Origin of the sequence: Paraburkholderia madseniana (assembly GCF_009690905.1) — a bacterium.
GTDB lineage: Bacteria > Pseudomonadota > Gammaproteobacteria > Burkholderiales > Burkholderiaceae > Paraburkholderia > Paraburkholderia madseniana.
The window spans coordinates 16978-40606 of record NZ_VOSW01000022.1 but is presented as its reverse complement, the minus strand read 5'-3'; the positions used below and the strand labels follow the sequence as shown (position 1 = coordinate 40606).

Here is a 23629-nt window from a genome sequence, read left to right as displayed (position 1 = left end):
CGGGTGCGGCTCAAGGCCTTGGTCCCTTGGCAAGGCCGAGCTTTTCCATTGCCTCATGCGCATCGATCACCAACGTAGCGATCTCGCTCACCGTGACCCGGAGACTTGTCGCTCTTGAACGAATGTGCTCGTATGCTTCGCTCTCGCTGAGCTGATGCGCCTCCATGAGGATGCGGATGGCCTTCTCGATGTGGCGTCGTGCCTTGATCGCCTCCTCGAGCTTGGCGACCTTGCTATGCAAGCGCTGCTGATAGCCTGAAGACGCGCGCGCGAGCACCAGGGTGCTCAGAATGCCGGTAGACCGGTAGGGCTTCGTAATGACGCCATGCGCCTGCGTATCCACCAGCATTTTTAGCGCCGTTGGATTTTCGTAGTCGGATAACGCGATCAAGGTGGCTTCGGTATCGGCCGCGCACCAGTTGCCCGCGCTGCGGGTTTCCGGGCCGACGAGAAAGAAAATCGCGTCGACATCAGCGGGCAGTTGCGACGGAAACGGCCAGAGCACGCGCACCGGACAACCAATGCGGCGCAACTGCTCTTCCAGAACAATGCGGTCCTCGCCCGGCGGATGAATCACGAGGACGCGCAGCGTACGTAGATCGTCGAACAGACGACGGGCCCCCGTGCTCATGCCGATTCTCCGTCGAGCCAGAATTCCGCGAATCCGTACGACGTCAGATAGGGATCAGGTTTGACCGGACCTCGGCCCTCCCAGACGATGTCGAACGAGCCGTCCAGCCTGCACACGGCAATGCGCGGCGTCAGTATCGCGTGATTGTTCTCCGGATCGATTTTCAGCACCCCCTCTGGCGAATCGAATTCGACTTCGTGTACCGCCTCCACCAGCTTGGCCGTATCGAGACTTCCGCTACGGGCCAGCGCCAGCGCAAACAGATGCACCTGGTTATACGCCATCTCCGACCACATGCTGGCCGGTTGATCTCCGAATCGCGCATGCCATGATTTCAGAAAGCGCTGGTTACTCGCGAGGTTCAGCGTGTTGACGTAACTCGCCGAGACGATGTGGCTGCCACACAGTTCGGAGCCGATCATCCGCGTTTCGCCCTCGGTCATTGTCAAGCTTGCGATCGGAATCTGTGCCGGGTCGATACCGTGCTCGCGATACAGTCGATAAAAGTCGCGCGCGCCTCGCCCGATCAGCGTGGAGAACACGACGTCGGGCTCGATGCTCTTGATCTGCCGCACCACGTCTTCCAGCGCCGCTGGATCCGCATCGCTCGGCAGATAGAGTTCTTCCACGATTTCGCCGCCATGCTGCTCGACCATGTCGCGCATGATCCGGTTCGATTCTCGCGGATAGATATAGTCGGCGCCAACCAGAAAAAAACGGCGGCCATGATTGCGCAGCAGATAGGCGGCCAGTTGCATGCTGTTCTGGTTCGGTACCGCGCCGGTGTAGATCACGTTCGGCGAATACTCAAACCCTTCGTAGATCGAGCAGTACCAGAGCAATGCGTTGGTGCGTTCGATCACCGGTAACACCGCCTTTCGGCTCGACGAAGTCGAACAGCCGAAAATCACGGTCACGTCGTCTTCCTGCAGCATCCGCGTGGCGAGCCGGCGATATTCGTCAGGATCGCTCTTCGGATCGTAAACAACCGGGTCGAGCAGGCGCCCACCCACGCCGCCGGCCGCGTTGACTTCCTCGATCGCGAGCACGGTGCCGAAAAAATGCTCCGACTCGGTCGCTGAGGTCACGCCCGTGCGCGAGTACAACACGCCGATGCGCCAACCATCGTCCGCGGGCGCCGGATTGGCCGACTGTCGCGAGCTCGCCGCCATTTCGTCTCCTCCTTGCATCACTTCCTCGTTGCTCAGGTCGCGGGAAAACGTCCCGCTGCAGCCGCGATCGCCTGCTCGGCAAACGCGGCAGCGTCGAGGCATCGTGCATCGTCCCAAGGACGGCAGATCACCTGCACGCCGATCGGGGCGCCGCGTGCGCCCCTCAATCCCGGCACGTTCACGCACGGGCAACCGAGCAAGGTCCAATTGCGATTGAATGCGGGGTCGCCCGTGGACGCCTGGCCGTCGGGCGCTTCGTCGGGTGCGCTCGGCGTCAGCAATCCGGTGATGCCGTCGAATAGTTCGGCAAGCCTGACCTTCGCCTGTTCCGCGAGCACACATGCCTTGATGTAGTTTGCGGTATCGATCCTCGCAGCACGATCAAGAAAACCGGCGAGCATCGGCGATAGATCGACACGATGATGATCGTACTCGAACCCCAACGACTGATACGCCTCATAGCTCTGGATCGTGTTGTGCGCGGCGACCAGGTCGGCCATCCATGGCGCGAAACGCACACGCCGCACGCGCCCTCCCGCCTGCTCGATGGCGCGCACCGCCGTGTCGAGCGCGTCACTCGCATTCGCCGACGGCGCGGTCCATGGGTAGCTGTCCGGCACGCCGAACACCGGGCCGGCCGTCACGCCGCTCAGGGCAAGTGACCGGCCCGACAGGACCTGAGCGAAGTAAGCCACGTCGCGCACATCGGCGCCGAACAGGCCGACCGTATCGAACGACCACGAGAAGCACTTCATGCCGACGGTCGGCAACATGCCGAGCGTGGGCTTGTAGCCAGCGATGCCGCAGAACGAAGCGGGCCGGATGGTCGAGCCGCCAGTCTGCGTGCCGATCGCGAAAGGCACGATGCCGGCTGCCACCGCAGCGGCCGAGCCGGATGAAGATCCGCCAGGGGTACGTGTCAGGTCGCACGGATTGCGCGTCACTGGCGGCGTCATATAGGCGAATTCGCTGGTGACGGTCTTGCCGATGACAATGCCGCCGTTACGCCGCAATAACGTGACGATCGCGGCATCGGACTTCGGTTGATGGCCTTCGTAAATTGGCGAGCCGTAGCCGGTGACCAGGTCGCTCGTGTCGAAGATATCTTTCACCGCGATCGGTATGCCGGCCAATGGACCCGTTGCACCGGCGGCCAAGGTCAACGCCGTTTCCCGGTGCGCGACGGCCGTCATCGCCCTCACCTCGGGCTCGACCTCCTCCATGCGCGCGAACGACTCGAGGACGGCGCGCTCGCGCTCGCGCGGGTCGCCGGCGGTTTGCTCTAGCAGGTCCAGTCCTGAGCGGGGTCGATAAAATGAGTTTGCGTTCGTCATATGCCGCCTATCGTGATGGTCGTCCTGAATGTTGCTTACACACGCAGGTGTTCGAAGATCGATCCTACCGCTGCTTCATCCTTCGCGTTGCCACGCTCGAGGATCTCGCCTTGCTTGAGCACCGCGTAGCGATCGGCAACCTTCAGCGCAAAGGGAACATTCTGCTCTACCAGCAGCAGCGTCGTGCCGTGCTGGCTGCGTTCCCATAGCAGTGCGTCGGCGAGACGGTCGATCACGGACGGTTGCAACCCTTCCGTAATCTCGTCGAGCAAAATGAGCGAAGGACGCATCATGAGCGCGCGCGCCACCAGCAGCATCTTCTGTTCGCCGCCGGAAAGCGTGCCGGCCAACTGCTTCAGGCGACTTGCGAATACCGGGAACACCGGCTCGATCGCGGCAAAGCGTTCGTCGAACGCCGACGCCTTCTCGAGCCCAAGACGCAGATTGTCGCGAATAGTGAGGTCCTGAAACAATGCATGTTCCTGAGGCGCGTAAGCAATGCCCTCTCGCGCGATCTGGTGAGGCGCCATGCGCGTGATATCTTGCCCGCGCGCACGGATGGCGCCGGCTTTCTTCGGCAGATAGCCCATGATTGTCTTGAGCACCGTCGTCTTGCCCATGCCGTTCTTGCCGAGCAGCGCGACGGCTTCGCCGTCGGCAACGGTCATCGAGAGCTTGCGCAGCACGACCGAAGCCTTGTATCCGCTCGTCACGTCCTGCAACTCCAGCGCAATCTGGCTCATGACGCCTCCCGTTGTCCGACGTTTTCGCCTGCCGCAGCGCTTTGCGCAGTCCCGGCATAAATCGTTCTGACCAGCTCCGAGTTGACGACTTCGTCGAAGTTGCCTTGCATCACGATGCGTCCCTGGTGCAGGACCACGATGCGCGTGGCAATCCCGGCCACGAAGTCGAGGTCGTGCTCCACCAGCAGACAACAAAGCCGATACTGGTGAGCCAACGCGGCGAGCACATCGCCGATTTGCGTGCGCTCCGTTTTGGTCAAACCTGCCGTGGGCTCGTCGAGCAGTACGATACGTGGCTCCAGTGCGAGCACCATCGCCAGTTCCAACGCCTGCTGTTGGCCATGCGAAAGATCCTTCGCTACGGCGCCCAGCCTCTGATCGAGATGGGTAGTACGAAGCACCTCCAGCGCATAGGGCGGCAGCGCAAGCGTCGTGGAGCGTCGCAGGAGCGATGGCCGCTCGATGATGGTGCCCGCGATTCTCAGACACTCCGCAACGGTAAGCGTCTCGAAGATATTCGCGTTCTGGAACTTGCGCCCCAAGCCGAAATGCACGCATCGGTCCGGCGGCAATTGACGGACATCGTTGCCACACAGCACGACCGTGCCGGCAGAACGTTCCGCGCCGTCGCTCATGCAGCGCATGAGCGTCGTTTTGCCGGCGCCGTTCGGGCCGATGAGGCCAACCAGTTCACCGCCATCGGCGTTCAGATCGATGCCTTGCAGCACTTTCAGGCTGCCGTAATGTTTGGCGACGCCGTTCATCTGCAGTGCCGGTACTGACAGGTCCCGTTCATGAGCTGTGCCGACGTCGCGCTCAACCAGTTCCGGTTCGGTGCCGTGACCCGCAAGATGACGTAATGGCTTGAGCAACAACGGCACCAAACCTTGCGGCAACAGCACGATCACGGCGACGAACGCGGCGCCCAGAATCAGTTGCCACGCGAATGGCATGCTGCCGCTGAGATAGGCGGTGCCGACATTGATCAGAAGCGCGCCGATCACTGGCCCCCATAACGTTCCCCGGCCGCCGAGCGCGACCCAGATGATCAGTTGGGTGCCAAGGACAAACCCGGCCAGCTCAGGCGCGACCACGCCGCTGAACGACCCGTAGCCGAATCCGGCGAGGCCGGCGATGGCCGCGGTTGCAACCAACAAGACGATCTTGACGAGCGACGTATTAATGCCGAGATACGCGCAGCGTGATTCGTTGTCGCGAATGGCAGCCAGCACGCGGCCGCCGTCGCTACGCACGAATAGCCACGCGATCAATGCGACGGCCAGCAGCGCCGCGCCGGCGAGCCAGTACCACGCCTGCAGCGAAAGATCGAAGGTCTCATAGCCGGTGAGTCCCGAACTCGAGCCGGTCCACGCGCCGCCGGAGAGCAGCAACTGGCTGAGAACGATCGGCAATACGAGCGACATCACCGTCGCGAAGAACGGCGACGCGCCGCGATAGAACGACAGCCAGCCGAGCAATGCGGCCACGGCCGCGGTCACCGCGATAGCCGCTCCCACTGCGAACACCACATAACTCGCTGAAAAACCGCCGTGCGTAAACACGAGTCCCGCGGCATAGGCGCCCAGACCGAAGAACGCCGATTGCCCGAACGTCAGATACCCGGTGTACCCCCACAGGATATCCACGGTCACGGCTACGATCGAGAAGAAGAAGGCCTGAATGAGGACGTTGAGCAGATATGAGCCGAAGACAAGCGGACCCGCGGCCAGCAGCACGACAGCCACGCCACCGGCCATGAGCAGACCGCGTCCATGAGTCGTTCGCCCGTTGCGTGCCCGTTCATCGTTTTGCCCAGCTTGATCACCGGCTCGATGGGGCGATGCGCCGACTTTAGCCATGAGAGAACCCCTTCGGACGAATACGCAGCGTGAGCGCCGCCAGCACGGCGATAGTCAAGCCGCCCAGCACCGGACTGACGAACGTGCTGACCAGCACCTGGCAAGCGCCGAATACGAGGCACGTCACCAGCAGACTGAGCATCGAGTGTCCTGAAACCATGACCAGCATGAACGCGCTCACCAGCCACGGCAGTCCCATGTCGGGGTCGACGCTCGACAGCGGCGTAATGAGTGTGCCGGCGAGCGAACCGAGCGCTGCGCCCAGACTGAAAGTGATGAAACGGATGCGGCCGGAATGAATGCCGAGTCCTCGCGCCAGATCCTCGTTCATGATCACCGCGCGCGTCTTGATGCCGAAGCGCGTTCCCGTGAGCAGCGCGGTCATGAGAATGCACAGACCGAGTGCGATCGGGATCAGCAGCAAACGATAGGCCGAGTAATCGGTCCCACCAATGGTGACGGCTCCTTTGAGCGGCGTCTCCACGAATTGCGCCTCGCGGCCGAAGGCCATCACGATGAGCTGGCCAATCACGATGCCCAGACCCCAGGTAGCAAGGATCGCGTCGAGCGGACGCTTGTAGAGTGGGCGCACGATCACCTGCTCGACGAGCATGCCGACGACGGTACCCACCACGACGGCGAGCGGCAGCCCGAGCCACGGACTCAGCTTGAGCTGCGTCACGACGAAGCTCGCGTATGCGCCGATTGTCAGCAGCGCACCGTGGGCGAAGTTGACGATTTTCATCACGCCGAAAATCACCATTAACCCTGCGGTCACGATGAACAGCACCGCCGCGGTTGTGAAAATATCGAGTGCCAGAACCATTGTCTTCTCCAGTCGCATCCGCCTGCGTGTCGCCTGCTTGTCGCCTGCGAATGCGCATCAGGCGGATGCTGTATTTCCAGCTACGTCTACTTGATATTCGGGCACTGCGCGCCCGGATCCACGTTCGGGAACGTCTGCAAGATCCTGATCGAGCCGTCCGCCTGTATCTGGCCCAGGCGCATGGCGAGAGGCGTGTGGCGGCTCCTGTTCATGGCCACCGGTCCGCGCGGTCCGTCGAACGACACCTGGCCCAGCGCCTTGATCACCTTGTCGGTGTCGGTTGAGCCCGCTTTTTCGACTGCGGCCTTGTACAGGAAGAAGGCTTCGTACTGCGGCTCGGACAACTCGTTCGGGGTCTTTAGATCCTTGCCGAATTTCTTGTCCATGGCCGCAATAAATTTTTTGTTGCCCGGCGTATCGATGCCCGTCAGGTAGGAGCCCGACATATACATGCCCGTGGCGACGTCGCCCATGCTCTTCGCCGTGCCTTCGTCGATCGCCAGGTTGCCATAAGGCAGCGTCATGCCGGAACCCTTCAACTGTTTGGCGAGCGACACGTTAGGCGCGCCGCCGGCCGTCGCGCTGATCAACGCATCAGGATGAGCCGAACGGATCTTGGAAAGAATCGGTGTCCAGTCGGTGCCGTCGATCGGCAAGTACTCCTCGCCGACTACCTTGCCGCCGTGCTCCTCGATGTATTTCCTGGTGAATCCAAGCATACCGCGGCCAAAAACGTAGTCGTTGCCGACCAGATAGAAGGTCTTGGCGCCCTTGCTCTTCGCGAAGTAATCGACCACCGGCGCGACCTGCTGCTCAGGCACCCAGCCGTTGACGTACATCCACGGACTGCACGAACGGCCCTCGTAAAACGACGTGTACACGAAGGGCTTCTTGCCGCGCGCCACGATCGGCAGCGCCGCGTTACGCGCAGCGCTCGTTTCCATGGAAATGATCGCGTCGACGTTCTTCTGGAACACGAGCGTGTCGTACGCTTTCTGCGCGCCGACTGCACCGGATGCGTCGTCGGTGATGTCGAGCTGCACCTGGCGGCCCATGATCCCGCCCGCTGCGTTGATTTCGTCGACAGCGAGTTGCGACGACTGCACGACGGCCGGCGCGACCACGCTATTTGCGCCGGACAACCCCACCGCTACGCCGATCCTGATCGGATCGGCAGCGAGCGCACTCATGCAGGTGCAAGCCGCGACGAGCGCCGCGGCGGCGCCAAGGATTTGTCTGTTGAACGGAGTCATGGATTTTTTCCTCACAGTGGTCGAATGAAATTCTTGTGTTTCGTACGGGTGTGCTATCGGATGCCTCATGCGCGTGAAGTCGGCCAGCCGGTGCCCAGCATCGGGTCGTACACGTCCGCGCGCCGATCGCTCAGCACGTGATTGAAGGCGTTCAGCGTGCGTTCCGAACGAGTGCGCGTCAGATCGATTGCGGCGTACAGGATTTCTTCGCGATCGACACTGGCCGGACCCGCGACCGGCCATCCGTTGCCGCCCACAATCAGGCTCTGGCCGACGAACGGTTGACCACGCTCCATGCCGATGCGGTTTGCACATGCGATCACCACGCCGTTGCTGTGCGCGGCCGCCATGGTGAGCGTCGTGGCCATGGCGGGCCGATCGTCCGGTTGCGCCGGCATCGGCACCCAGTTGGTCGGCACGCAAACGATGTCCGCACCTTGCATCGCGGCAAGCCGGTATGTCTCGGGAAACCAGCCGTCGTAGCAGATGGCGATGGCGATTCGTCCCAGCGGCGTGTCGAACACCGGAACGCCACGATCGCCCGGTTCGAAGAAGCGATGTTCGTCATTCCAGAGATGCAGCTTGCGATAGACGCCGATGTGACCCGTCGGGCCAGTCAGGATCGCTGAGTTGTAGAGTTGCTTGCCCGCCCGCTCGGCAATACCCATCACGACATGAATGCCAAGGCGCTGCGTCGTTTCGGCAAGCAACTGCGCGGTCTCCCCTTCCGGCAACGTTTCGGCCAGCGCGAATGCCTCGTCACGATCGTTGAACACATAGCCGCTATTGGCCAGCTCCGGCAACACCACCAGAGACGCGCCGTGATGCGCCGCAGCTTCGATGTGCCGGATGCATTGCGCCACGTTGTCGTGCTTCCGGCCGACATGAGGTTCCATCTGAACGCATGCGACCACCAGGTCTGCGACCCCATGTTCCGCGGGGTTGTACTGCAACGTCATCATTTCTTCTCCCAAAAGCAAAAAGCCCCCGAACCAGCGTTGGACGCAAGTTCGGGGGCTGCATAGCCTTTCATATGTAGCACGGCATCGTTGCCGTGGAGCCGCCAGAAACAATGACGGCTCAGTCGAAGCGAATTTATGAAGCCAAATTCAGGATGTCAAGCGGTTTGACTGCGTCCAGGGTAATTCCTTGGGGACGTGTTTCAGGTCTGTTCAAATCTGATCCCGCTACCCGAGCCGGCACGTCCGACAACAACGGCCCAAGCCCTTCGGCATAAGTCAGATGCGAAATCACCGCGTCGCGAAGCGTTTGATAGGGCGAGCGCGTCACCATCGTGTGGCGACACGCTCCGCGATGTTGCCGTTACTTGACCGGCGGGAAATCGACGTCGGTATCGTTGATACGGTTGAATGTATTGGTGAAGATCGTCATGGCAACGGCCAACGAAATCTCAGCGAGTTGCGTCTCGGTATAGCCGGCCGCGCGAATGGCGGCGAATTCGTTCTCGCTGATCGTGCCGCTCGTCTTCTGCAAATTCAGCACGAAGTGCACGAGCGCATCGCGCTTGGCATCGCCGGTGGCCTGTCCGGCGCGAATCTGTTTGAGCGCCTCCGTCGAGAGGCCCGTCATCTTGCCCAGCATCACGTGTGCAGCTACACAGTAGTCACAGCCGGTCTGTTCGCTGACCAGCACCTTGATAGTTTCCAGATCCTGTTTGCTCAGGCTCCCCGATGCGAGCACGCCTTCGGCAGCCAGCACGGTGGAGAGCGTCGCCGGGGCCACGTGACCAACAGCAGCGAAGAGGTTAGGTACGGTGCCGCCAGCAATCTTCTTGACCTGGGCGTAGACCTCAGCAGTGGCGCCGGTGGCGGTGGCAATAGCGGGGACAGTGATGCGGCTCATGATGGAACTCCTTCAGTGGTGGTTAGGAGCCTCCACTTTAGGTCCAGCGAATGATCTTTACGATACTAAAAATTGTCATTATTATGCTCAAAAGTATCACATCATCCGCTCAGTGCGACGGCGTCCGTCGGGCAGCGCCGGACGAAGCGACCAGCTAGAATCCGGCGTCATTGTTTGCGCCGATGCGCCACGTTGCGTGCCTTGATGCCGATTCCCGAACAACGCGAAAACATGCTCACCCGGTTCACATGGATCTGCTAAGTCGACTGCTTTCACTGATACCCGTCACGGGGCGGCTGGAGTTGCGCTGTCTTTTCGGCGCGCCGTGGAAAATCGATCAGGCTGTCTCCGGCGTGCGAGAAATTCCCTACCACGTGCTGCTGTCCGGTCATGCCGTTCTCGAAGACGTTAACGGGCCGCCCGAACGGCTGACAGCGGGCGACATCATTCTGTTTCCAGCGGGCAACGCACACCTTATTCATGACGGTAGCGGGGAGACCGCGAGGCCCGAAACAAAAAGTCGACAGGCCTCGCTGATCGTCTTTGAGAACGATGGGAAAGGCGAAAAGGCTGACTTCCTATGCGGACGGTTTCTGCTCGGCGCAGTTCCAGACAGACTATTGCGCGACCATCTGCCCGGCCGCCTGGTCGTACATAGCGCATTGCCCGAACCAGGTGGCGACGTCGAAGGTTCCGCACGATCCATTGTCCGCACTCGTCTGAGACAACTGATCGAACTGATGCATGAGGAGGCCAACGATCCCGGCCCCGGCAGCGAGATGTTCGTCAATCACCTGTCGGCGGCGCTGTTCGCACTGACGTTGCGTTTCGCCACTGAAGGTACTCAGCCGCCGCATGGTTTGCTCGCGCTCTCGAGGCGGCCTCGTTTGCAACCTGCGATATCCGCAATGTTCGAGACGCCAGGTGAGCCCTGGACCCTGGATCAGTTATCGGGGCTCTGCAATATGTCCCGAGCAACATTCATCCGTCAGTTTCAGGAAGCCATCGGTCGCTCGGCTTCCGACGTGCTGACTGAGGTTCGAATGACCATCGCGGGCCGAATGCTGTTGCATACCGCCGCGCCGATCGCCGAGATCGGCGAGGCGGTGGGCTATCAATCGACTGCCGCGTTTCAACGCGTCTTCAAGCGTCATATCGGGGTTTCACCGGCGCGTTGGCGCTCGTCCGGCGGAAATCTCGAGGCGTGACGCTGAAACTCATCGCTACCAGCGCACGCCTTCGGCCCACGGTCACGTTGCAGTTGACGATGGCGTGACGGCATGGCCGCTGCTCAAGCAATCAGACCACCACTCGATCCTTGTCATGGAACTGCTGCATCCAGTACGGATATGGCAGATGCGGCTGCGAAACCTGATTCAGGCGCTCGGTCTGCGCTGCGTTCAACGTAGTGTGCTCAGCGTCGAGGTTAGCGCTCAGTTGGTCGGTTGTGCGTGCGCCTACGATGACGGAACAGACTTCACGGCGCGCCAGAATCCAGGCCAATGCCACCTGAGCGGGCGACGCGTTCAATTCCGAAGCGATGTCGCGCAATACGTGCACGACAGCATCCGCCATCGCGGGATCGATCGGCGGAAAATTCAACGCGGTTCGACGCCCGGTTTCGCCGCTGCTTCCCTGCGTGTACTTACCGCTCAGGTACCCGCCCGCGAGCGGACTCCACACCAGAAGCGCAACATCATTCGCCTTTGCCACTGGTGCGATCTCATACTCGACGTCGCGGCTCGTCAGCGCATAGTGAACCTGATTGCTCACGATGCGGGCTCCATGCGTACAGTTGGCAATTCCCTGCGCACGTTCCAGATCGCCCGCGCTGAAATTGCACACGCCGATATGCCTCACCTTCCCCTGCGTAACAAGATCATCCAGCGCGCGAAGCGTTTCTTCGAGCGGCACGAGTGCGTCACGGTCGTGCAACTGAAAAAGGTCGATATGGTCCCGACCGATACGCCGAAGACTCGTCTCCACCGAGCGCATGATGTGCGAGCGGCCGAGTCCGACGTCGTTGTGGCCAGCTCCTGTGCGCAGCCGAACTTTGGTTGCGACCAGCATGCGCGATTCGTCGAGTCCGAGGTCAGCCAATACCTGACCGACGACCGTTTCAGAGTGCCCTTGCGAATAGGCGTCAGCCGTATCGATCAGGTTGATACCGCGCTCGACTGCCATCGCGACAAGCCGGGTGGCCTGGCCGCGGTCAAGGCCGGCAATTTCGCCCCAGATTCCGGTACCGGCACCAAAGGTCATGGCGCCAAGACAAAGACGGGAAATGCGCAGGCCTGACCTGCCGAGTGTGCTGTATTCCATAGCGAACCCCTTGATATGAATCCCTTGCTGAACGATGAACGGAAAGCACCCGGCGACGCGGCATCCTGCACGCGTCACCGGGTGCGTCCGCGTTAGCCCGCCTGCGAGACGAGGCTTCGTAGAACGGTTTCCAGTTCCACCTCGCCCTTGACGATGTCGGCTTCATTGCCTTCGAAGGCGATGAAGCCTTCATTGAAGCCGTCGAGCATGCGCATGCGCGGCAACGGGTCCGTCGTACCCTGGGACCGGAACAGCTCGCCCCATGTCTCACGCAACACCACCTCCGCACGAACCGGACGACCGAGCACCTGGGCAAATGCCGCGGCCAGATCGTTCGGGCTCACACGGTGCGGCCCCTCCAGCTCAACGACACGCACGCCGAGCCAGGTTTGTTGAAGCAGTAGCGCGGCGACGCGCCCCACGTCCGCGGTCGCGACCATCGGCACCGCCTTGTCGAGCGGCTGCAGAAAGCTGGGGATCACCCCGGTGTCGCGGGCAGGCGCCACGTCCCACGCGGCGTTTTCCATGAACCAGCCGGGACGCAGGAATGTCACCGGCATCGGCAAATCCTGAAGCGCCTGCTCCATCAGCGTACGTTGCGTGAGCAGATTGATTTCAGTGGCTTGCGCGCCGATTGTCGACAGGCAGACCACCTTGCCAGGCGCCGCGGACTGAAGCGCCCCGCGCACAGCGTCAATGACAGCACGTGCCTCGGGAAACCCCGGCGATGGATCGAAATCGGACGGCGGCAGAATGAAGACGCCTTGCGCGCCCTCGAAAGCGGCGGTCAGCGATGTCTCGTCGTCCATGTCGGCAGTCACCACTTCACATCCGCGCTCGGCCCACGAACGTGCCCGAGCGGCATCGCGTACCACCGCGCGTACGGACTGGCCCGCTGCGAGCAACGTGCGCGCCACCGCACCGCCGACCTTTCCTGTTATCCCTGTGATTGCATACATTGCAGTTTCTCCTTGCGTAAATAGATATGTCCCAAGTGCCGATCACTGACCGGTGCTCAGGCGTGTTGCAAGCCGTGATACACCCCCTGCTCGAACTGTCCATACAGATCCACCACGCGAGAGTCATAGAACGGCAGGATCTGCGTGAACAGCGTGCCGGTCACCTTCCTGACAGGATCGACCCAGAAATAGCTGTTCAGCAGTCCCGCCCAGCTGATGCTGCCCGCGCTGCGGCCATGCGGACCCGGCTGCGTGTTGATGTCGAAGGAAAGCCCCCACTTGTGCGGCATCCCAGGGAATTGATCGAAGCTGTTCGACCACGCCGGCTGTGCCGTCTTCATTTCGGTTACCTGAAGATCTCCGATGTGATTCTGGAACATCGTCGCAACGGTGTCGGCGCGCAGGACCCGCTCGCCGCGGTACGTCCCGCCGTTCACCAGCATCTGCAGGAGCGCCATGTAATCGCGCGGCGTGCTGAATGCCCCGCCGCCGCCCATAAAGAACTCGGGCCGCTGGTTGATCTCGAACGGAGCGGGCTTGAGCGATCCATCGGGTTGCCGGTTGTGCATGGTCGCCACGCGTTGCTTCTGCGCGCCGCTGATCAGAAATCCCGAATTGCTCATGCCGAGCGGCGCGAAGATGTGCTCGCGGAAATAAACCTCCAGCGATTGATCGGTGACTGCCTCAACTAGCTTGCCCACCCAGTCCATCCCAATGCCGTACTGCCAGCGCTCGCCAGGCTCGAACTCCAACGGCGCCTTGAACGCGCCGTTCATCGAGTAGCCAATATCCGGCATGCCGGTCACCTTCTCGTACCGGCTCATGTTTTCGCTCCAGATGCTGTACGTGAAGCCGGACGTGTGAGTCAGCAGATGACGCACGGTAATCGTGTTGCGTGCAGGACGCAGTTTCGGCTGTCCGGACGCATCGAAACCGTCCAGCACTTGCGGCGACTTCAGTTCCGGGAGAATGTCGCCCGCGGGTTGATCGAGTGAGAGCCTGCCCTGCTCGATGAGTTGCATACAGGCGGTCGCAGTGATCGCCTTGGTCATCGATAGCAGCCAGAACACCGTGTCGGGCGTCATCGCCGTACCCGTCTGGGGATTGGCATGGCCCGATGCGCCCTCGTAGACGAGCCCGCGCTGCGTGGCGCCCATCGCCACCACGCCGGCCACGCTGCCGTTGTCGACGGCCTGCCGCAGGGAAAGGTCAATCGAGGCAAAGGCTGGGTTGCGGACGAGAACACGATGACGCTCCTGATGACCCTCCGCGGCCTCCGTTCCGATGCTGGTCAATCCGCCCACTGCGGCGACCGCCAGGAGACCGGATGCCCGCTTCAACAGGTCACGGCGGGTGAGTTGAACGGTCATCTCCTACTCCTTGGAAAATGGAATGAACAATGATTGGTGTGACACGCCAATCAACGATGTGCGTAAAGCGAGTTGAACGGTGCATTCGCGAGGGCTGCCGCAGCGACGCGATTGCCCGAATCGGACGAACCGCTGCGCACTCCGCCCACGCCGCTGGCGACGTTCGACTCGGCGCCCTTCTGCGAGGCCACTGCTGCTTCGGCTGCCTGAATGTCGGCTGGGTAATGCGGATCATTGGCTCGGCCGGGCTGGTAGCCCACGCTTTCCAGTTGGACGAGTTCCGCGCGCACCTGTGCACGCGTGACAGTCGAGGATTCCTGAGCGTAGCCAGCGACAGGGAAGGCGATGGCGGCGGCAACGGCAAGTGCGAGATAACGGGTATTCATGGCAATGCTCCTTTGGATCGTTGCGGTCGAAACGGACCGTTGGGATGCATTGTGGGTAAACTCGATGAGAAACTAAATGATACGAATGACACTTGTGAAGTGACAGGCAGTCACTAATGAGCCATAGTGCGGTTTTTGACGCACTGTGCGGGGAGCGCCAATGAGATCGTCCAGCGAGAATCTCTCTAGCGGTATCAGCGTATTTGCGGCCGTCGTCGATGCGGGGACGTTCGCAGCCGCGTCCGAAGTGATGGGTATGTCGCCCCCCGGAGTTAGCCGGGCAATCGCCAGGCTCGAAAAGCGGCTGAAAATACGGCTCTTCAATCGCACGACTCGCGCCGTTTCGCTCACGGAAGAGGGCAAACGGTTTTACGAGCAGGTCATGCCGCACTTAAGGGGAATGGAGGAAGCGGCAGCCGCCGCGTCAGGCGGCACCGCGACAGTACGCGGGAAACTGCGAATCAATCTTGATCCCGCTTTTTTTCGAATCGTTCTGGGTCCGAAGCTCGACGAATTCATGGATGCGCATCCTGAACTTGAACTCGAGTTCATTGCGAGAGATCAGCTTGGCGACCTCATCGTGGACGGCTTCGATCTGGCCTTGCGATTTGGCGAACCTCGCTCATCCAGTCTGATTGCGCGAAAGCTTCTGGACACCGCTGTTGTCACCGTCGCAGCACCCTCGTACCTCGCGCGCCGGGGGCGGCCAGCAGAGCCTCAAGATCTGGGTCGCGGGACGCACCGGTGCCTCGAATTCCGTAACCCGGAAACCGGCAAGCCGTATCCGTGGGAGTTTCATCGCAAGCGCAAAAAGCTGGTTGTCGAAACGAATGGACGGCTTACGGTGAACGATCCGAGCGCACTCTTCAACGCTTGTCTGGCCGGCTCCGGCGTCGCGCAGATGCTTCTGCTCGGAGCGGAACCCCTGATTCGGGAGGGACGGCTCGTCAACCTGTTCCCAGACTGGCCGGATGAGCGCTTCCCTCTCTATGCGTACCATCCATCACGGCACCACACGCCGGCCAAGACAAGGGTGTTTCTCGACTTCATCGTCGCTTTGACGAGTACGAGTTAGCCAATGGCCGCAGAGGGCCCCGCGCGTGCCGCGTCAAACCCGCCAGGCCGGCCCCTCGGGAAAGTCATACTCATCAAGCGACGCTGCATGCATTTCGATGCTGTAGCCGGCACGCTGCGGCGGCATATAACGGCCGTTTCGAATCACGACAGGATCGACAAAATGCTCATGCAGATGATCCACGTATTCGAGCACCCGGTTGTCCAGCGACGCCGACACGCAGATATAGTCGAACAGCGAAATATGCTGGACGTACTCGCACAAGCCGACGCCACCCGCATGCGGACACACGGGCACACCGAATTTCGCCGCCATCAACAGGACGATGATCACCTCGTTCAGACCGCCAAGGCGGCAGCTATCGACCTGACAGAAGTCGATGGCTTGCGCCTGCAGCAACTGCTTGAACATCACCCGGTTTTGGCAGTGCTCGCCCGTCGCGACACCGATGGGCCGAATCCGCTCGCGGATAGCCGCGTGGCCGAGAATGTCGTCGGGACTCGTGGGTTCCTCGATCCACCAGGGATCGAATTCCGCCAGGCGCCGCATGTTCGCGACCGCTTCGTCGACATCCCACACCTGGTTCGCGTCCATCATCAGCTTCAGGTTTTCGCCGATTTCTTCGCGCAGGATGCGGGCGCGGCGCATATCTTCTTCAATATTGCCGCCCACCTTCTGCTTGAAGTGCGTCCAGCCCTGCGCGACGCCTTCACGTGCGAGCCGGCGAATCTTGTCGTCGTCGTAACCGAGCCAGCCGGCCGACGTCGTGTAGGCCGGATAGCCGTGCGCCAGCATGTCCTTTTCGCGCTTGCCTCGCGTCTTTGCATGACGGTGCAGCATGGCGATGGCTTCCTGCGGCGTGATCGCATCGGTCACATAGCGGAAATCGAGGCATCGCACGAGTTCTTCCGGGCTCATGTCGACGAGCAGTTTCCACACCGGCTTGCCTTCCGCTTTGGCCCACAGGTCCCAGGCCGCGTTCACGACAGCCGCCGTAGCCAGATGAATGGCGCCCTTGTCCGGACCGATCCAGCGCAACTGGCTGTCCGACGTCAGCGCGCGCCAGAAGGCACCCATGTTCGCTGCGATATCCTCGAGCGTTTTGCCGACGACCAGCGGGGCAAGCGCCTTCACCGCACTCACGCAGATCTCGTTGCCGCGGCCGATGGTGAAGGTAAGGCCATGACCTGTGAGCCCCGTCGGCGAATCGGTTTCGAGCGTCACGTAGGCAGCGGAGTAATCCGGCGCGGCGTTCATCGCATCGGAGCCGTCGAGTGAACGCGAGGTCGGGAACCGAATGTCCCGGACGGACAGCTTGGTGATCGTGGGCATCTGAACCCCTCCTCTGCGACAGCTATCGTCTTCTGCTTATAGGCAAAGAGGCCGTGCGTGTTCGCCTGGCCTCTTTGCAGCCATCTGCACTCCAGGCGGACGGGAGGCAAGAAAAGAAAAGGGAGCGCAGCGCCCCCTCCTCTCTCTTCGCGTCAGGCGGCCCCGGTCAATCGTAGAGCACAGCGGCGATCTTGGGATCGCTCATATTGCTCTTGTCGTACCAGTAGAAGCCCGTGTCGACTTTCTTGGGCAGCTTCTCGCCCTTCAACGCCTTCACTGCGGAGTCGACGACGCATTTGCCGATGCCGACCGGGTTCTGCGTAATGGCGCCGGCCATCAAGCCCGAATTGATGTCGTCCTTCTGCTCCTTGCCGGAGTCATAGCCAATCAGCACGAGCTTTTTGCCTGATTCCTTGACGCCGATCGCAGCACCTTCCGCCGACCCTTCATTCGCTCCGAAAATGCCCTTGAGGTTCGGGTTGGCCTGGATCATCGTCTTGGCGATTTCCGCCGACTTCAGGTGGTCCCCGCCGCCATACTGGACCGAGACGATCTTGATGTTCGGGTGCTTCGCTTTCATCTCATTCAGGAAGCCATCGCGACGATCGATGCCGGTGCGGCTGGTCTGGTCATGCACCACCAGACCCACCTCGCCGGCATTGCCGATCGCCTCGGCCATCTTGTCGGCGGCGAGTGCGGCCGCGGCAAGATTGTCGGTCGCGCACGTGGTCAACGGAATGTCGCTGTCGACGCCCGAGTCGAAGGCGATGACGGGTATTTTGGCGGCCTGCGCCCGCTTTAACAGCGGAATGGCCGCCTTGCTATCGAGCGCGGCAATGCCGAGCGCCTGGGGCTTCTTGGCGAGCGCCGCCGAGAGCATGTCGATCTGCTTATCGACCATGGCCTCGGTTTCCGGACCCTCGAAGGTGATCCTGACGTTGTGCTCCTTGGCCGACTGTTCCGCGCCGGATTTGACCGCCTGCCAGAACTGATGCTGGAAGCCCTTCGAGATGAGCGGGATGTAGGTGTCTTGCGCGTATGTCACACTCGCCCCGCCAATGAGCGCACCAACGCCGACCACGACACCGACTAGTCTTCTTTTCAACATGGGGTTTCTCCTCCTAAGTTGGCCATCCACTTTCAGCCGTTCGGGGAGCCTTGGGCGCTCCCTTTTCTTGATCTTGTTTCGCGTAGCGTCCGCCTTCGTCAGCTTTTCTTGCGCCGCAAAATATCGGCATAAACCGCGAGAATGATGATGAGGCCGGTCACCACGATCTGCCATTCCTGGGCGACGGACATGATGCGCAGGCCGTTGGTCAGCACACTCATGATGAACGCACCGATGATGGTGCCCAGAATCGTGCCCGCACCGCCGCTGAGCGAGGTCCCGCCGATAACGACGGCGGCGATCGCTTCGAGTTCGTAACCTTGGCCTAGCGCTGGCTGCGCCGAATTCAGGCGCGAGGCAATCAGCAGCCCGGCGATGCCGCAAATTGCCCCAGCCAGGCCGTAAATGGCGATCTTCCACCGGTCGACATTCACGCCGGAAAGGCGCACCGCTTCTTCGTTGCTGCCAAGCGCAAACGTGTACCGGCCGAGCGCCGTGCGATTGAGCGTGATCGAACTTACCACCGCAAGGAAAAACAGGATCAGGACCGCGTTCGGAACCGGCAGGCTCGGCAGGAAAGAGCCGATCAGCGAATCCTGAGAAATCATGTAGAAGTTTTCGGTGTCGGTGAAATAGATCGGCTTGTCGGCCGAGACGACGAGCGAAAGACCTTTCAGCAGCAGCATCATGCCCAAGGTGGCAATGAACGGCGGTATTTTCATTTTCGCCGTGAGCGTGCCCGAAATGGTCCCGCAGATTGCGCCCGTCCCGATCGCAGCCAGGACGCCGGTCCACATCGGCAAATGCCAATAGGTCAGAAACACGCCGCAAATGACCGCCGTGAAAGTCATCAAGGTACCGACGGACAAATCGATGCCGCCGGTGATGATGACGAACGTGCAGGCAATCGCCAGCACGCCGTTGACGGCCGTCGCCTGCAGAATCCCGAGCATGTTGTCCATCTGCATGAACGCAGGGGACGCGAAGCTGAAAAAGCCCAGCAGCAGGATCAGGCTCCCGAAGGCGAGCAGCTTTTGCAGAGCAGTCGGCGTGAAGACGCGGGCTCTGAGGCCGGACAACCGCCCCTCGTTAGCGAGCGTCGAAGTATCCGATGGCTGTGTCATAAACTGGATCTCTCCTCTTCGGGCTCACGCCGCTTTTAAGGTTTCGCGTTGCGTCGCCAGTTGCATGATGCGCTCCTGCGTCGCCTCCGTGGCTGAAAGTTCGCCGGTAATGCGGCCCTCGCACATCACGACGATGCGGTCGCTCATGCGCAAGATCTCCGGCAGTTCCGACGAGATCATGACGATCGCCTTGCCTTGCCCGGCGAGCGAGCGCAGGAGTTTGTAAATTTCGCTCTTGGCGCCGACGTCGATGCCGCGCGTCGGCTCGTCGAAGAAAAGCACGTCGCAGTCGCGCTCGAGCCATTTCGCAACGACGATTTTCTGCTGATTGCCGCCCGAGAGAAGCCGCACCTCCTGCGTCGCGGAGGGCGTACGAATGGCGAGCAGATTGATGAAATGGGTGGCTGTCCGGCGGATCTCAGTGCGGCGCAAGAAAAAGTTGAGCGACAGGAATTTGCGCAGGTTGGACATCACGATGTTCGATTCGACGTTCATGCCGGTCGCAAGACCGAAGCGCTTCCGGTCTTCCGAGAGATAGCCGATGCCGCGCGCCACCGCATCGCTCGGATTCCTGATCGTCGCCTTCACGCCTTTCACGATGATTTCACCCGATTCGATCGGATCGGCGCCGAACACCGCGCGGGCGACCTCGGTGCGACCGGCGCCCATCAAGCCGGCAAAGCCCAATATCTCGCCTTTGCGCAGCGCAAAGCTGACGTCTCTGACAAGCGGGCCGGCATTCAGATTGTTGACTTCGAGCGCGATCTCGCCCGTGCCGGCGACGCTCTCAGAAGGCGCGGCGTCGGTCAAGATTCGACCGACCATCATGCCGATGATCGCGTCGACGCTGGTGTCTTTCGCGGTGACGGTGGCCACATATTCCCCGTCACGCAACACGGTGACGCGGTCAGCAATCTGCTTCAGCTCGTCCATCTTGTGGGAGATATAGACGATGCCCACGCCCCGGCTCTTCAGCTCGCGGATGATGCGGAACAGCTCGGCGATCTCGGCGTCGTTGAGCGCCGAGGTCGGCTCGTCCATGATCAGCACGCGCGAATCGAAGGACAATGCCTTGGCGATCTCGATCATCTGCTGCTTTGCGACGGTGAGCGTGCTGACCACCGCGCGCGGGTCGATATTCACATGCATGCGGGCAAGAATGTCGCGCGCCTGCTCATTGAGCTTGTCTTCGTCGAGGAACAGACCGAGGCGCCCACGCGGCTCGCGGCCGATGAACATATTCTGGGCGACGGTCAGGTGATTCATCAACTGGAGTTCCTGATGAATGATGCCGATACCCATGGCCTGCGCCTCGCGCGGGCTCGAGAACTCGACCGGCTGACCGTCATAGAGAATATCGCCCGTATCCCGGGTGTAGACGCCGGCGAGGATTTTCATCAGCGTCGACTTGCCCGCGCCGTTCTCGCCCATCAACGCGTGGACTTCACCGGCCATGAGCTCGAACTGGACTTCGTGAAGCGCCCTCACGCCGGGAAAGCGCTTGTTGAGCTTTTTAACGGAAATGAGCGGGGTCATGGCGCGGATTGAACGACAATTCCGCGATCGCCGCTGGCCTCAATGCGGGGAGCGGGTCGAAAAAGCGCGGGAAGCCACTGCGCCGGGCGTTGCCGGGTATCGCGGCTGAAATCGTAACGAGAAGCCAGACACATTGCTGGGCCACCCAAACTGATGTGCCACGATTTTACGACGCTGGATGGCAGCGGCTCAAGCGTAGGCATTCCCTAGTGTCGTGCGCACAGGTATCTCGCGCCTGCTTCCCACTATTTGGTTTGTCGCTCATTTCAGGCCGGTTCGGCGGCCGCCACGCCACGCAGACTCCGGTGCACGGGTGACGGCTCATGGCTTACGTGCCGCGCCGTTTCGAACAGTTCCGCGAGCCAGTTGACGAAGGCAAGCACGCGAGGCGGAGCGCGCCGATGACGCAGATACGCGACCGATACCGGCAGCGCCGCGGGCCTGCAATGCGGCAGCACTTCACGCAGCCGCCCGGAGTCGAGATAGGGCTGGGCGAGCGCACGCGGCGGCTGGATCAGTCCAAGTCCGCGCAGCCCGCATTCGAGATATGCATGCTCGTCGCTCACCTGCACGAAGCCCTCAAGCGCCACGTTGACCGTGTCGCCTTCGACCTGAAAATCGAAATCCGCTGCACGTCCCGTGTGCGCACACATGTAATTCACCGCGATATGACCGCTTAGCTCATCGAACCGTTGCGGCGTGCCGTACCGTGCGAGATAAAGCGGGCTCGCACAGGTCACACGCTCGAGCGCGCCCAGTCGGCGAGCGGCGAGGCCCGCATCCGGCGACTTTCCAGTCAGAATGCAGCAATCGATCGCTTCGCCGGCCCGTTCGACCTGGCGGTTGCTGACGCCGAAGGTGAGCAGGATGTGCTCGTAGCGCGCGTGAAAATCGTCGAGCGCCGGAAACACGATCGCGTTCGCGACGACCGCCGGCATCTCAACGCGCAGCCGCCCGCGCGGCCGGTCGTCGGGATGCCGCAGGCTCGCCTCGATGTCGTCGAGGTCGGCGAGAATCTGCACGCAGCGCTCGTAATAGGCGGCCCCCTCGGCAGTCAGACTGAGCCGGCGCGTGGTGCGCACGAGCAACTGGATGCCGAGCATGGCCTCGAGGTTCTGCACGAGTGTTGTCGCGCTTGCGCGTGGAATCCCAAGCGACTGCGCGGCGCGGGTAAAGCTGTTGGCGTCGACGATGCGTACGAAGGTCTGCATCGCCATGATGCGATCCATCACGGGCGTCTCTCCTTTTGATGTCGAGGCGCTATGGAACACATCACCAGCCTCGTCCTTGTAGAGCACACTAATGCCGTGCATCGAACGGTGTGAGTGACAAGTGTGGCGGGATTCAGTGTGCGGGCAATGAACCCGTCTTTCGTCTGCCGGTGAGAAAGCGGACGCGGACCGAAGTGAGTCTTCGGTTGCGGCCCGTTGAATGCAACGGGCCGCCGGCGCGATTGCCGATTGCCGCCCTACGCTTCGGCGAGAATCTGCTGGATGACTTGCTCGAAGGTTTCCACGGGTTGTCCGCCGCTCACCAGATAGCGACCGTTGAAGATGATCGCCGGCACGGACTGGATGCCCTTCGACTGGAATTCCCGTTCTTCCGCACGGACGTCGTCGGCATAGATTCCGCTGCGCAGTACCTCACTTGCTTGCGCGGCGTCGAGCCCTACAGATTGAGCCGCTTCAACCAGGACTTCGTGATTGCTCGGGTCTTTGCCCTCGGCATGATAGGCCCGCAGCAGCGCCAGTTTGAGCGGCAACTGCTTGCCTTCGATACCGGCCCAATGCAGCAGGCGGTGCGCATCGAAGGTGTTATAGACGTGCGTACGCGGGCCGAAGGCAAAACCGACGCTCGCCCCGCGCTCGCGGATCATGGCCTGGGTTTCCGCGATCTGCTCCGGAGTACGTCCGTATTTCTTGCCGAGATAATCGACAATGGCTTCGCCGTCCGGCCCCATCTCCGGATTCAGCTCAAAGGGATGCACGGTGACTTGAGCGTCGACCGTATCGCTCAAGCGCGATAGTGCGAGCTGGAGTGACGACAGGCCAATCGCACACCACGGGCATGCGATATCGGAGACAAAATCGATTGTTAGCTGTTGTTTCATTGCTTTCCTGACTGGAATAACCGTGTGGCACGGCCGCTGCGGTGCGACGCAAAACGGCCCACGCGGTAGCCTAGCCTGAATCGCTAGTTCTTGCAGGACCGCGCTCCGGATATGCGCCGAGGCCGTCATCCGCGGCGTACCCTTCAGTCCGGCATCCCGTTGTGGTCCCCGATTGGCCTGGTAGGCCAGTCCACCCAGCGGTCCGCGCGGGTCCGTTCGTGCGCTTCGTTGAGCGGATAACGAATGCGGTTGTCGTCGCGCGGACGTTCGCCGATCACCATCAGCCTGACTTCGTCCTTCGTATTGTTGATGAAGGTGTGGCAGATGCCGGTGCCTGACGGAAACGCGACGGAATCGCCTTCAGCAATGGGATGAAGCACGCCGTCGATCCAGACATCGGGCTTGCCTTCGAGCACATACACAAACTCCTGCTCGGTACTTTCGGCGTGCGGATATGACGTGCGCCGGCCGGGCAAAAGCCTCACGTGATGAATGCCAATGCGCGTGATGCCGAGTGCGGCAGATAGCGGCGCGTCGAGCGCCATTTTCTCGGTATCGCCGCGATAGGAATGCGCATCCGGTTCTTCCAGCTCGGTCCAGTGTTTGATGAAATCGGGTCGGCTCAT

22 protein-coding genes are annotated in these 23629 nt (G+C 61.3%); 2 read left to right on the top strand and 20 right to left on the bottom strand.

Annotation, left to right across the window (positions count from 1 at the left end; genetic code table 11):
- Positions 1-10: 10 nt before the first annotated feature.
- The 9 genes from FSO04_RS13685 to FSO04_RS13645 form a co-directional block, all read right to left on the bottom strand.
- Complete coding sequence (locus tag FSO04_RS13685) at positions 11-631, bottom strand: ANTAR domain-containing response regulator (RefSeq protein ID WP_154560195.1); 621 nt, start codon at positions 629-631, stop codon at positions 11-13.
- Positions 628-1803, bottom strand: coding sequence for a transporter substrate-binding domain-containing protein (locus tag FSO04_RS13680; RefSeq protein WP_154560194.1), 1176 nt, complete (start codon positions 1801-1803; stop codon positions 628-630). Before FSO04_RS13680 ends, FSO04_RS13685 begins: the two co-directional genes overlap by 4 nt.
- A 32-nt stretch (positions 1804-1835) precedes the next feature.
- Positions 1836-3137, bottom strand: coding sequence for an amidase (locus FSO04_RS13675; RefSeq protein WP_154560193.1), 1302 nt, complete (start codon positions 3135-3137; stop codon positions 1836-1838).
- Between the two features lie 35 nt (positions 3138-3172).
- Positions 3173-3880: a branched-chain amino acid ABC transporter ATP-binding protein gene (locus FSO04_RS13670; protein ID WP_154560192.1), complete on the bottom strand. Its 708-nt coding sequence runs from the start codon at positions 3878-3880 to the stop codon at positions 3173-3175.
- Positions 3877-5739, bottom strand: a complete 1863-nt coding sequence (locus FSO04_RS13665; protein ID WP_154560191.1) for an ABC transporter permease subunit — start codon at positions 5737-5739, stop codon at positions 3877-3879. Before FSO04_RS13665 ends, FSO04_RS13670 begins: the two co-directional genes overlap by 4 nt.
- The gene (locus tag FSO04_RS13660; RefSeq protein ID WP_097394188.1) at positions 5732-6565 is read right to left on the bottom strand and encodes a branched-chain amino acid ABC transporter permease; all 834 of its coding nucleotides are present in this window, start codon (positions 6563-6565) and stop codon (positions 5732-5734) included. The genes FSO04_RS13665 and FSO04_RS13660 overlap by 8 nt, the downstream gene beginning before the upstream one ends.
- 86 nt (positions 6566-6651) lie before the next feature.
- On the bottom strand, positions 6652-7818 hold the full coding sequence (locus FSO04_RS13655; RefSeq protein ID WP_154560190.1) for a substrate-binding protein: 1167 nt from the start codon (positions 7816-7818) through the stop codon (positions 6652-6654).
- A gap of 65 nt (positions 7819-7883) precedes the next feature.
- Positions 7884-8780 carry a nitrilase family protein gene (locus FSO04_RS13650; protein ID WP_154560189.1) on the bottom strand — a complete coding sequence of 299 codons (897 nt, stop codon included), beginning with the start codon at positions 8778-8780 and terminating at the stop codon, positions 7884-7886.
- Between the two features lie 361 nt (positions 8781-9141).
- Positions 9142-9681 (bottom strand): carboxymuconolactone decarboxylase family protein, encoded by a 540-nt coding sequence (locus FSO04_RS13645; RefSeq protein WP_154560188.1) that lies wholly within the window; start codon positions 9679-9681, stop codon positions 9142-9144.
- A gap of 248 nt (positions 9682-9929) precedes the next feature.
- On the opposite strand from FSO04_RS13645, the gene FSO04_RS13640 reads away from it, so the two are divergent.
- A complete protein-coding gene (locus FSO04_RS13640; RefSeq protein ID WP_154560187.1) occupies positions 9930-10889 on the top strand; it encodes an AraC family transcriptional regulator in 960 nt (319 codons plus the stop codon).
- Between the two features lie 91 nt (positions 10890-10980).
- Here FSO04_RS13640 and FSO04_RS13635 read toward each other — a convergent pair whose 3' ends face one another.
- The 4 genes from FSO04_RS13635 to FSO04_RS13620 all read right to left on the bottom strand — a co-directional run bounded on the left by FSO04_RS13635 (position 10981) and on the right by FSO04_RS13620 (position 14718).
- Positions 10981-11943 (bottom strand): aldo/keto reductase, encoded by a 963-nt coding sequence (locus FSO04_RS13635; RefSeq protein WP_267905029.1) that lies wholly within the window; start codon positions 11941-11943, stop codon positions 10981-10983.
- Between the two features lie 152 nt (positions 11944-12095).
- Entirely contained in the window at positions 12096-12962 is an 867-nt protein-coding gene (locus FSO04_RS13630) for an NmrA family NAD(P)-binding protein (RefSeq protein ID WP_154560185.1), read from the bottom strand.
- 56 nt (positions 12963-13018) lie between these two features.
- Positions 13019-14332, bottom strand: a complete 1314-nt coding sequence (locus FSO04_RS13625) for a serine hydrolase domain-containing protein (protein WP_154560184.1) — start codon at positions 14330-14332, stop codon at positions 13019-13021.
- A 50-nt stretch (positions 14333-14382) separates the two neighbouring features.
- Positions 14383-14718, bottom strand: a complete 336-nt coding sequence (locus FSO04_RS13620) for a DUF4148 domain-containing protein (RefSeq protein ID WP_154560183.1) — start codon at positions 14716-14718, stop codon at positions 14383-14385.
- A gap of 160 nt (positions 14719-14878) precedes the next feature.
- Between FSO04_RS13620 and FSO04_RS13615 the strand changes: the two genes are divergently transcribed.
- Entirely contained in the window at positions 14879-15793 is a 915-nt protein-coding gene (locus FSO04_RS13615) for a LysR family transcriptional regulator (protein ID WP_154560182.1), read from the top strand.
- Between the two features lie 33 nt (positions 15794-15826).
- Here FSO04_RS13615 and FSO04_RS13610 read toward each other — a convergent pair whose 3' ends face one another.
- The 7 genes from FSO04_RS13610 to FSO04_RS13580 all read right to left on the bottom strand — a co-directional run bounded on the left by FSO04_RS13610 (position 15827) and on the right by FSO04_RS13580 (position 23629).
- Entirely contained in the window at positions 15827-17125 is a 1299-nt protein-coding gene (locus FSO04_RS13610) for an L-fuconate dehydratase (RefSeq protein ID WP_154560181.1), read from the bottom strand.
- A gap of 166 nt (positions 17126-17291) precedes the next feature.
- The gene (locus FSO04_RS13605; protein WP_154560180.1) at positions 17292-18233 is read right to left on the bottom strand and encodes an ABC transporter substrate-binding protein; all 942 of its coding nucleotides are present in this window, start codon (positions 18231-18233) and stop codon (positions 17292-17294) included.
- Between the two features lie 98 nt (positions 18234-18331).
- A complete protein-coding gene (locus FSO04_RS13600) occupies positions 18332-19357 on the bottom strand; it encodes an ABC transporter permease (RefSeq protein ID WP_154560179.1) in 1026 nt (341 codons plus the stop codon).
- 24 nt (positions 19358-19381) lie between these two features.
- A complete protein-coding gene (locus FSO04_RS13595; RefSeq protein ID WP_154560178.1) occupies positions 19382-20893 on the bottom strand; it encodes a sugar ABC transporter ATP-binding protein in 1512 nt (503 codons plus the stop codon).
- A 266-nt stretch (positions 20894-21159) separates the two neighbouring features.
- Positions 21160-22125 (bottom strand): LysR family transcriptional regulator, encoded by a 966-nt coding sequence (locus tag FSO04_RS13590; RefSeq protein WP_168435674.1) that lies wholly within the window; start codon positions 22123-22125, stop codon positions 21160-21162.
- A gap of 236 nt (positions 22126-22361) precedes the next feature.
- Positions 22362-23003 (bottom strand): DsbA family oxidoreductase, encoded by a 642-nt coding sequence (locus FSO04_RS13585; RefSeq protein WP_154560176.1) that lies wholly within the window; start codon positions 23001-23003, stop codon positions 22362-22364.
- 143 nt (positions 23004-23146) lie between these two features.
- The gene (locus FSO04_RS13580) at positions 23147-23629 is read right to left on the bottom strand and encodes a cupin domain-containing protein (RefSeq protein WP_154560175.1); all 483 of its coding nucleotides are present in this window, start codon (positions 23627-23629) and stop codon (positions 23147-23149) included.